The organism is Metapseudomonas resinovorans DSM 21078 (assembly GCF_000423545.1).
Lineage (GTDB): Bacteria > Pseudomonadota > Gammaproteobacteria > Pseudomonadales > Pseudomonadaceae > Metapseudomonas > Metapseudomonas resinovorans.
In genome coordinates, this window is the sequence record NZ_AUIE01000051.1 from 1 (window position 1) to 11,209 (window position 11,209).

Genomic DNA, 11,209 nt, shown 5'->3' on the forward strand with positions numbered 1-11,209 from the left:
CATCGCCGTTGAATGTCCCGCCGATGACGGCGGTCGCCTCCGAAGCCCGCGTATTGGCAAAGCCCTGGTCATCCGTGAAGCTCGCCACCACCCGCAGCATCAACCCAACCTGCGCCGCGCCCGGGGTGAAGTTCGCCGCGGTGGCGCCGCCGATGTTGGTCCAGGTCGTGCCATTGGCGGAGGACTGCCACTGGAAGCTGAACACCGAGGTGGTGGTGCCGTCCGGATCGGCGATGGTGCCGCGCGTGGCCGTCAGCACCTGGCCCTGCAGCGGTGTGGTGTCGCTGATCGCCGGTGCGCCGGTCGGTACATCGTTGACCTGGGTGCCCGATACCGGTGCGGTCACCGCCGAGTAGACGGTCTCCAGCACGCCGTTGGCGTCCTTGTAGATGGCCTTCAGGCGCATGGCCAGCCCAGCCTGGGCGGCGGTGACCAGGAAGCTCGGTCCGGTGGCGCGGGCCAATTCGGCGCCGGCGTTCTCGATGATGATGTCCTCGAAGATGCCGTCACCACGCACGTCAGCCTGCCAGTAGTAGGACACCGGCCCAGTGACGGTGCCGCCGACGTTATTGGCGTCGGTCACACCTGCAATGGATGCAACTAGGCGAGTGCCCACTTCAGGCGTGGCATCGCTGACCGATGCAAGCCCCACCGGCCCACTGTTGAGGCCGACCACCAGCGCCTCGCTAATGTCGTTGAACTGCAGCCGTTCGATACCGCTCAGGCGATCCGAACCATCGCGTCCATCGACGGTATCGGTCACCGTCCAGGTGCCATCGCCGTTATTGAGCACCGTGTAGTCGGCGCGGTTGCCGGCGAACTCGGCGGTGTCGTAGTTGAACGCGCCATTGCCAGCGAGCAGTTCGCGAGTGACGACCAACTGGCCAGGGTTGTAGCGCCCGGTGAGCATGTCATGCACCAGCTCGGTCATGCTGAAGGCCCGGTCGATCTCCGGCCCGGTGCCGTCGGGGTTCTGATGTACGGCGATGTAGGCCGTCATGGAACGATCACCGTCGATCAGGTCATCACCTCCATGGCCCGCGATGATGTCGCTGCCGCTGCCGCCGAGGATGATGTTGCCGGCACCGAACGAAGTGACCCCTGCTCCCAGGAACTCCTGCAACCCGGCGATCAGGCCGATGTTGGTCAGGATGCTGCCGTTCACACCCGAGGTGGAGATGGCCGCTGCATCGCGATCATCGCCCTTGAGGATGTCGCTGTGAGACGAGCCCGACAGGCCTTCCATGAACTCGAAGCGGGTCAGCAGCGAGGCGGTCGACGGGGTTACCGGTGTCTCGTCGAAGGCGCGCAGGTCGAACTCGATGTTCACCCCTTGCGGATCGTCGCGGAACACCGCCCAGTCATAGCCGGAGCCGCCGACGTAGCGGTCACCCTCGCCACCATTGCCGAGCATGATGTCGTCGCCGCCTTCACCGTCCATCCGGTCGATGATGCCGCGCTCGCCGATGTAGACATCGTTGCCGGGAACGTTGTCCAGGCCGAACTCGTTGAAGTTGTCACCGGCGTTGCCGTCAGGGCCACCCAGTTCCAGCCAGTCATCACCCTCGTTGCCGAACTGCGCTTCGTTGGCCCGGGTACCGAGGATGAAGTCGTTACCGACGCCACCGAAGATTTCGGTGGAGTCTTCCCCGGAAACGATGAAGTCGTTGCCGAAGCCGCCGAGGATCAGGTTGATGCCATTGCCGCCATGGATGACGTCGTTACCACCGTCGCCCTGGATGTTATCGTCGCCGCCGCGGTCGGTGATGATGTCGTCGCCATCGCCTGCGCGGATCAGGTCGTTGCCATCACCCCCTTCGATGCGATCGTGGCCGGCGTCGCCCCAGATCGTGTCGTCGCCGAGGCTGGCGATCATGACGTCGTTGCCGTCAGTACCGCCCAGCACCACGTGCTCATCACCGGTGTAACGCAGGTAGTTGGTGTTCGCCTCGTTGTAGAACGGCGTGGCGGCATTGTCGGTATTGACCGGGTTGTCGCGAATCACCCAGGGCAGCAAGGCGCTGCCACCCTGCGGGTCTTCACCAGGAGCAGCGACGTCGTCGAGGCTTTCGTCGACACCCACCGTCGAAGGATCATCACCGAGAATGCCATCAGCACCCGGGTTGACCACGTCCGCGTTGAACTGCCGGGTAATGTCCACCTCCAGGATCAGGCCAGGGTCGGAGAAGATATCCCCCGGCAGGTGGATCGCGTTGGTGTTGGCCATCACCATCTTGGCGAAGGAGTTGTTTTCCAGCTCGGTGAGGAAGCTCATGCTCGCCGTGCGTTCCAGGTAGTAGAAGCGGTCGCCGTCCTGGAGTTTCTCCATCTGGTTCTCGAACACGAAGTTGAAGGTCGAGCCCAGCAGGCCACCGAAGGGCATCTGCCGCTCGGCCAAGCCACCGATCCACAGGTCGATGTCATTCACACCGGTCGTGGCGGCCGGTCCATTGAGGAAGGCCAGACGATCTGCGGTGTCGGCGGTGAAGGTGCGCTGTTCCGCCGTCCCTTCGTTGATGATCGCGTCGCCACCGAACACCAAGGCAAAGGCCACCGCCCGCTTCTCGGCCGTCGTGTTCACATCAGCTGCCAGCAGTTCGGCGTGGGTGCCATAGGCCGCGATGAAGTTGACGATGGACGTCTGGTGCTTCAGATGAGCGGCGAAGTCGACCCAACTGGTGTAGGGCCGTAGCTGGCTGTCGCCGGTGGCGTTGTAGAAGTCCTGACGCGCCGCATTGAGCGTCGGGACGCCGGTATCACGGCCGCGAGCGATGTTGATGGTGGCCAGGTCCAACGGCAATCCGAGGAGGTTGTTGCGCAGCGCCTCGGTGACGAACTCGTCAATTTCATTGCCGGTCTGGCGGGTCATGCCACGGACGATGTTGCCGGCAGCCTCCTCAGCCGACAGGGCGCCGTTATTGTTGAAGGCCAGCGGATTCAGGAAGGCATCGATCAGGTCCATGCTGCCCGCGTCGGTGAAGTCCGGGTTCAGCCGGTCCACAGTCTCGGTGAGCATGGAGTGGCCGAAGCGGTAGACCACGTGGGCGAACTCGGCGACGATCGCCGGGTTGATCGCGGTGTCGTACACCTGGGTGGCGTTGAAGAACACGTCCACCTGCGGCTGCACCTTGCGGGCGAATTCCTCGAACACCAGGTGCTGGTACTGCATTTCCGTGGTGAAGCGCGCGGCCTGGAACAGGCGTTCGCCATTCCAGGTGCCGTCCGCATTCTGCCAATTGCTGATGAAGGCCGGATCGTTGCTGGCCAGCACCACAGCCTTGATCTGATCGACCATGCGGTTGTGCTCGGCGTGGAACACATGGTGCACCGAGGTCAGGCCGATGTTCTCGTTACCGCGCCCGTCGCCGGTGATGAAGTGGCGATCGAGCAGTTCGTTGTCGAATGTGCCAGCCGGCGATGGGTTGGTTGGGTCATTGATTACGGCATCCCCATCCGCCGTCATCAGCGCGCCGGTCTGGCTGTTGAAGGGGTTGGCGGAATGGGCGATGTCGTCCAGGAAGGCATGCCCGGTGAACAGGGCATTACCCGGGATGGCGATACCCAGCCCGCCGTTGGCGGTGGGATCACCTTCTACGAGCACGATATCGCCGTCCACCAAGGTGACGATCTGGGCGTACCCGTTCGGCCCCGGAAGGAACTTGCCGTAGAGGTCAGTCGCCAGCAGCGGGACGTTACCGATGTTGCCATCGGTCAACTGGATGCCCAGCATCTGGGCGGCCTGGGCCTTGACCTCTGCCCAGGTTGGCAGGCCGCCGACGCCATCGAGCATGGCACCCGTGGACACCGGATCTCCTGCAGCATTGAGCTCGTACTCGCGCAGGAACACCTGGTGCGATGCATGGGACGTATAGGTCTGGTTCTGGTCCACGAACGGCGTGGTCGTGTTGAGCGGTCCGCCACCGATGATGTCGTCTGCGGTGCCCATCACGCCGTCCTGCCCCGGAGCATCGTTGCTGGTGCGGGTAAGGATCATGAAGTTGGAGGTGCCCCCCGGAACGAAGAGGGGGTCATCCGGTTGCAGTGGAACGAAGACGAAGCCGTTGCCGCCCTTGGTCACCAGGTCCAGGCCATGGTCGAAGAACTGGCCGAACAGGGTGAACCAGGAGTTGAAGCCGGCAGACAGGCCTTCGTCAGGCGCGGTGTTGGGGATGAACAGCGGCTGGCCGCCCGGGATTGGCACGCCGTTCAGGTCCAGCAACACGCCGTTGGGGTCCAGGGTACCAAGGCCGGCATCCACGTATGCCTGCACGGCTGCCGGGTTGGTGATGGTCTGGTCGACGATCAGGTTGGAGATCGTGCGCGGATCGGCGTCGGCCACATCGCCAGCGGCGCCATAGTCAGTGTTGGTGACTACGCCTCCCGGGCCGAGGTTTATGGTGTCCCCATCCTGATCATCACGGAACACTGGCGGGACCAGGTTCGGGAAGGGCTGGTCGGCCGCACCGAAGTGCTCCTGACCCGGCACCAGGTTGTTGAAGGAACCGTCCACCGTGCGCAGACCAAAGGCGCCACGGGAGTTCGGCACGATATCCAGCAGATTCTCGCCAGCGGCATGGCGCTCGGAGATAAGGATCTGATCGAGGATGAACTGCAGGTCGCTGCGGATGATATGCACGCCAGGACTGGCGACGAAGTCTTCCTGCGGCACCGCCGGCGGCGGTGCGACGACCACACTGCCGTCCACCGGAGCGGTGGCATCCGAGAAGACGGTTTCCAGCACGCCGTTCTGGTCCCTGTAGACCGCACGCACCCGCAGCGCCAGGCCATCAAGGTCGGCGGTCACGCGGAAGCTGTCGCCCTGGGCGGATTCAGGCCGCTCGCCAGCCTCGGTGACGATGTCCTGGAAGATACCGGAACCGGCAACGGTCTCAGCCTGCCAGAAGTAGGCGATGGGGCCGGTGATATCGCCGCCAGAGGCGACGTTGTCCGCGTCGCTCACCAATAGTGCCGACGCTGTCAGTACCTGGCCATTCTGCGGGTTGTTGTTATCGAGCTGTAGCTGCCCTGTGGGGCCTTCGTTGAGCCCGGGAACCAGCGCAACCGATAGGTTGTTGAACTGCAGCCGCTCAATGCCGGTCAGCCGGTCCACGCCATCCGCACCGATGACGGTGTTGCCGTCGAGGTCCACCTCCAGGTGGGTGACAGTAATCACGTCATCGCTGAAGTCCAGCGTCGTACCGTTGTTGTTTATATTGATGTCGTAGTCTTCGAAGTTGCCCGTGAACACCGCCGTGTCGTAGTTGAAGCCGTCGGTCTGGACGACTTCACGAACGATGACCAACTGGCTCGGGTTGATCAGCCCCGAGAGCATGTCGGGAATCAGCGCGCCAATGCTGTCGACCCGACGAATCTCCGTAGTGGGGTCGTTAGGGTCGGTACGCACGCTGACAAAGGCATTCAGCGTACGGTCACCATCAATCAGGTCGTCACCGCCACGGCCTTCCAGGATGTCGCTACCGCCACCGCCAAGGATGATATTGCCGGCACCGAAGGAGGTGACACCCGCGCCAAGGAACTCTTGCAACCCGGCGATCAGGTCGATGCCGGCCTGGTTCAGCACGCTGCCCAGCGGACCGTTCTCGGCGATCTCCGCCGCGTCGGCGTTGTCGCCGCGCAGGATGTCACCGAACTGCGAACCGGACAGGCCTTCGACGAAGGCGAAGCGATCGAAGATGCCGGCGTTGGAGGCAGGCACCGGCGGCTCGAAGAAGTCGTCGACGATCATGTCGGACAGCACGCCGAAGGGGTCGAACTTGTAGCTGACCCAGTCGAAGCCGGAACCGCCGTCGAAGTGGTCGGCACCTTCTGAGCCGAAGAAGATGTCATCACCACCTTCACCGATCATCTCGTCGAAGCCACCGCCGCCGACGAAGACGTCGTTGCCGGCCACTTCATCCAGGGCAAAGGGCGAGAAGTTGTCACCGGGGGCACCGTCCTGGGTGCCGATCTCGATCCAGTCGTCACCTTCGTTACCAGCCGTCTGCAGGTTGCCCTTGGCGCCGTAGATGAAGTCGTTGCCGGTACCACCGAAGGTTTCCGAGACGTCTTCGCCGGTGATGATGAAGTCGTTGCCGGCGCCGCCGAGGATCAAGTTGAAGCCGTTGCCGCCATGGATGACGTCGTTGCCGTCGTCGCCCTTGATGTTATCGTCGCCGCCCATGTCGGTGATGATGTCGTCGCCGGCGCCGCCATTGAGGCTGTCCACGCCGTCACCGCCCTCGATACGGTCATTGCCGCCATCACCCCAGATGGTGTCGTCGCCAATGCTGGCGATGAGGATGTCGGCATTGTCCGTACCACCCAGCACCACGTGCTCGTCACCGGTGTAGTGCAGGTAGTTGGTGTCGGCTCCCGGGGTTGCCGGGTTGTCGCGGATCACCAGCGGGACGAGCACGTTGTCGCCCAGTGGGTCCTCGTTGGGAGTCGCGATGTCGTCGGCGCTTTCATCCACAAGCGGGGTGGATGGATCATCGCCAAGGATTCCATCAGCACCGGGGTTGTTGACGACACCCGCGTTGAACTGCTGGGTTTGGTCGACTTCCAGGATCAGACCAGGGGTGGAGAAGACATCCGCCGGCAGTCGATCAACGTCGGTGTTGCGCATCACCATCTTGGCGAAGGAGTTCTGCTCCATCTCGGTGAGGAAGTTGAGTCCTGCCAGGCGGCCCAGGTAGTAGAAGCGGTCGCCGTTCTGCAGGGCCTCCAACTGGGTCTCGAACACGAAGTTGAAGGTGGAACCCAGCAGGCCGCCGAACGGCATCTGCTTCTCGGCCAGACCACCGATCCAGAAGTCCACCAGGTCCAGACCAGTCGTGGTCACGCCATTGGCGCCACTGGCCCAGGCCCCGGTGCTGTGCAAGAACTCGAGACGATCTGCCGGAACATTAGTGCCAGTGCCCAGCACGATGGCCATGGCGGCGGCGCGCTTGCCATCGAGGGTCGTCGCACTGGTGATGGTCGAGTGGGTGCCGTAGGCGGCGATGAAGTTGATCAGGGACGCCTCATGCTTGAGCCCGCCCATGAAGTCCACCCAGCTGCTATAGGCCTCCAGCTGAGCGTCCCCGGTGGCCTCGAAAAACTCGCGGCGAGCAGCGTTGAAGGACGGAATACCAGCATCACGACCACGGGCAATGTTGATGGTCGCCAGGTCCAGGGGCAGACCCAGCAGGTTGTTGCGCAGGGCCTCGGTGACGAACTCGTCGATCTCATTGCCCTGCTGGCGGGTCACGCCACGGATGATGGCGCCAGCGGCCGCATCCGCGTCTGCACCACTCTCGGCAAACGCCAGGGGATTGAGGAAGGCGGCGATCAGGCCGATCTCGCTGTTGACGAAGTTCGGGTCTAGGCGGTCGATGGTTTCAGTCAGCATGGAGTGACCGAAGCGATACACCACGTGGGCGAACTCGGCGACGATCGACGGGTCGATGCTGGCGTCGAAACCCGTGGGTGCCAGGAACTCATCGATGTTCGGCTGCACCTTGCGGGCGAATTCCTCGAACACCAGGTGCTGGTACTGCATCTCGGTGCCGAACTTGGCGGCCTGGAACAGGCGCTCGCCGTTCCAGACGAGGGTCGAGGTGTCGGCCGGAATGGCGTCGACTGTCGTCAACAGCCACTGGTTGAGGAAATCCACATCACCCGAATCCAGAATCACCTGCTTGGTGTGATCGACCAGGCGGTTGTGCTCGGAGTGGAACACGTGGTGCACGGCGGTCAGGCCGATGTTCTCGTTGACCCGGCCATCACCCGCGATGTAGTGCGAATCCAGCAGCTCGTTGTCGTAGGTGGCAGCGTTGCCGTCATCGGTACCGGCCACTGCGTCTGCGTCAGCCCCCAGCAACGCGCCGGTCTGGCTGTTGAATGGATTGGCACTGTGGGCGATGTCATCCAGGAAGGCATGGCCGGTGCGCACAGCATTGGCCAGGCTGATGCCCTGGCCGCCGTTGGCGGCCGGATCGCCTTCAACCAGGAAGGTTCCACCCACGCCGTCGCTCATCACCACCTGCGGGTAGCCATTGGGCCCCTTGATGAAGTTGCCATAGGCGTCGGTGGCCAGCAGCGGAATGTTGCCGACATCGGCGTCGGTCAGGTTGATGCCAAGAACGTCGCGGGCCTGGGCCTTGACGGTTGCCCAGGTGGCCATGCCGCCCAGGTCCACGTCATCGCCATCTCCGAAGACGCCGTTGACCAGATCACGATTGGTGATCAGCTTGCCGGTCGTCACCGGGCCATTGGCCGTCGACACATATTCGCGCAGGAACACCTGGTGCGACGAGTGCGAGCTGTAGGTCTGGTTCTGGTCGACGAAGGGCGAGGTGGTGTTGGTGTGCTCGTGAATGTCGTCGGCAGTGCCCAGTTCACCATCCGGCCCCGGCTGGTTGGTGGCTCGGGTCAGGACCAGGAAATTGGTCGGGCTGCCCGGCACGAACAGCGGATCGTCCTCTTGCAACGGAATGAAGATGGTGCCGCTGCCCCCCTTGGTGACCAGGTCCAGGCCGTGGTCGAAGAACTGGCCGAAGAAGGTGAACCAGGAGTTGAAGGGCGCAGAAAGACCTTCATCCGGCGTGGTGTTGGGGATAAAGAAGACTTCCTGGTCATCCGGAGTCCCGAAGATTCCGTCAAGGCCGGGGCTCAGCACCGGATCGGCGCCACCGTTGGCTTCTACCGCTGCCGGGTTATTGGCGGTCTGGTCGACGATCAGGTTGCTGATGGTCCGCGGTTGCGAGTCGATCACCAGGCCACTGGTCTGGGTATAGGACGTTCCGTCCTCTGCAATGCGGAAAACCGGATCGAGCATGCGCGGGAACAACCCATCGGCCGCCCCGAACTCAGTCTGCCCCAGCACCAGATGATTGAATGATCCATCCACTGTCCTGAGTCCCCAGGGCACTTGCGAGTTGGGCAGCAATGCCGACAAATCCTCGCCGGCCGCATGGGCTTCGGAGATGAGGATCTGCTGGAGGATGAACTCGAGGTCAGATTTGATGTATGTGGCCATGGTGTTTTTCCTCAATGCGACAGCAATCAGTCAGGCCGAATCACGCCCACGCGGGTGCGATTCCACGTTTCGTCAATGGAAAGCGATCTAGCCGGGCAAATCGCAGTCGCAGCCGAACCCGCCAAGCCTTGGAAGTGGCTCAGTACCGACTGAATGGATTTGTCCCTCTCGGCGCCGCTAGAGAAGGCGGCACCGCTGCTCAGGCGTGAGGTGGTCCGTGGGAACGAACCCGGGGGGCGGCACAGGTCGATGGGCCGGTCGGCCCACTGCGCGAGACTGAATCGATGCTCATCACGGTGTTCTCCCTAGCACTCTTGTGGCGGGCTCCGCAGCGACGTCCCTCAACGTCTCTACGTGCCAAAAAACAGTCATGTTCGTACACACCCTGACTAAAGCCCCGGCCACCCGCACTGTCAATAAAACGGCATCATATGTTTCTAAATGTAAAAACATGATAAGTGCCTGATTTAAAACAGATATACGCGCAAAATCGACAAACTTAAGTCGCTCGACATGTGGTAGCACTCTTCCAGCTGCCCTGGCACGCTCTTCTCCTGACGACCGAAAGTGGCGTTCTAGAGCGGTCCAATACCACCGCCCCACTTATCAGAGGAATACAACCGTTGACTCAAGTGAGAAATCCGGGCAATTCGGAGGTATCTTTCTTGCATGAAGGACGCAAAACGATGCACGTACGTGCCATAAATCGGCATAGCTATCAGAAAGGCCGGAATAGAGCCGGGTTTTGAGTTTCTGCGGGCATGAAAAAGGGGCGAAGCCGCACGTGCTTCGCCCCTTTTTGTGCGTCAACGAAATGTCGCCAGGGTCCCTCAACCGGCGAGAATGAAGTCCGCCTGGGTCACGGTTGTGGCATCCGCCACGCCCACCAGGGTGATGCTGTTGGCCCCGAGGGTGACCTGGGTATTCGCCCCCAGGTCGGCGATGCTGACGTTCGCTGCGAAGGTCGCCGCGGTGATGCCCAGACCGGCGATGTCCATCCGGTCCTGCCCACCTGCCGGGTTGGCGTCGAAGTCCAGGATCTGATCCTGGCCGAAGCCAGCACCGAACTGGAACACGTCGTTGCCGCCACCGCCACCCAACACATCATTGCCCGTGCCACCGGCAATACTGTTGGCCAGGGCGTTGCCCGTGCCGTTGAATGGTCCCACGCCGGCGTAGCGCAGGTGTTCGACGTTCGCCGCCAAGGTGTAGGTCGACAACGAGGTCCACACCACATCATTGCCCCCACCCGCCAGCTCGATCACCACGTCTCCCGCGCTGTCAACACCATACAGGTCGTTCCCTACGCCACCCACCATCCGATCATTGCCTATCCCACCATGGAGAGCGTCGTTACCCACGCCTGCGGCCAACACGTCGTTGCCTCCCGCCCCCATGAGCACATCGTTGCCCACTCCGCCTTCGATGTTGTTGGCCAGCGCATTGCCCGTAGCGGTGAACGACCCCGTACCGGCGTAGCGCAGGAGCTCGACGTTCGCCGGCATGGTGTAGGTCGACAGCGAGGTCCACACGACGTCATTGCCTTCGCCGGTGGTTTCGATCACGACGTCTCCAGCGCTGTCAACGCCGTACAGGTCGTCCCCTGCGCCGCCCACCATCCGGTCGTTGCCGGCCCCACCATGGAGACCATCATTGCCCGCGCCACCGGCCAACGTGTCATTGCCACCGCCACCGCTGAGCACATCGTTACCTACGTCACCCATGATGTTGTTGGCCAGGGCGTTCCCGGTACCGGTGAACGGTCCCGTACCGCTGTAGCGCAGGAACTCGACGTTCGCCGGCAAGGTGTAGGTAGACAACGAGGTCCACACGACATCATTACCGCCGCCAGCAGTCTCGGTCACAACATCCCCGACGCTGTCGACGCCATACAGATCATCTCCAGCCCCCCCCGCCATCTGGTCACTGCCCGCTCCACCATGAAGACCGTCGTTACCCGCACCACCGTTCAGGACATCGTTGCCCGCACCGCCGCTCAGGAAATCATTCCCCGCACCGGCATTAAGTGTGTCGTTACCACCACCGCCATTCATCACATCGTCACCAGCGGTGCCCAGCAGGGTGTTATTCCCGCCATCGCCGTTGAATGTCCCGCCGATGACGGCGGTCGCCTCCGAAGCCCGCGTATTGGCAAAGCCCTGGTCATCCGTGAAGCTCGCCACCACCCGC

General features: G+C 62.5%; 2 protein-coding genes. Both read right to left on the bottom strand.

The annotated features are described in order from the left end of the window. Positions 1-9,019 (bottom strand): peroxidase family protein (locus G559_RS0123250; RefSeq protein WP_028630539.1); only part of this gene is annotated, 9,019 nt, incomplete at its 3' end. Between the two features lie 830 nt (positions 9,020-9,849). Beyond that, a partial coding sequence (locus G559_RS0123255; protein ID WP_028630540.1) for a hypothetical protein occupies positions 9,850-11,209 on the bottom strand: 1,360 nt, incomplete at its 5' end.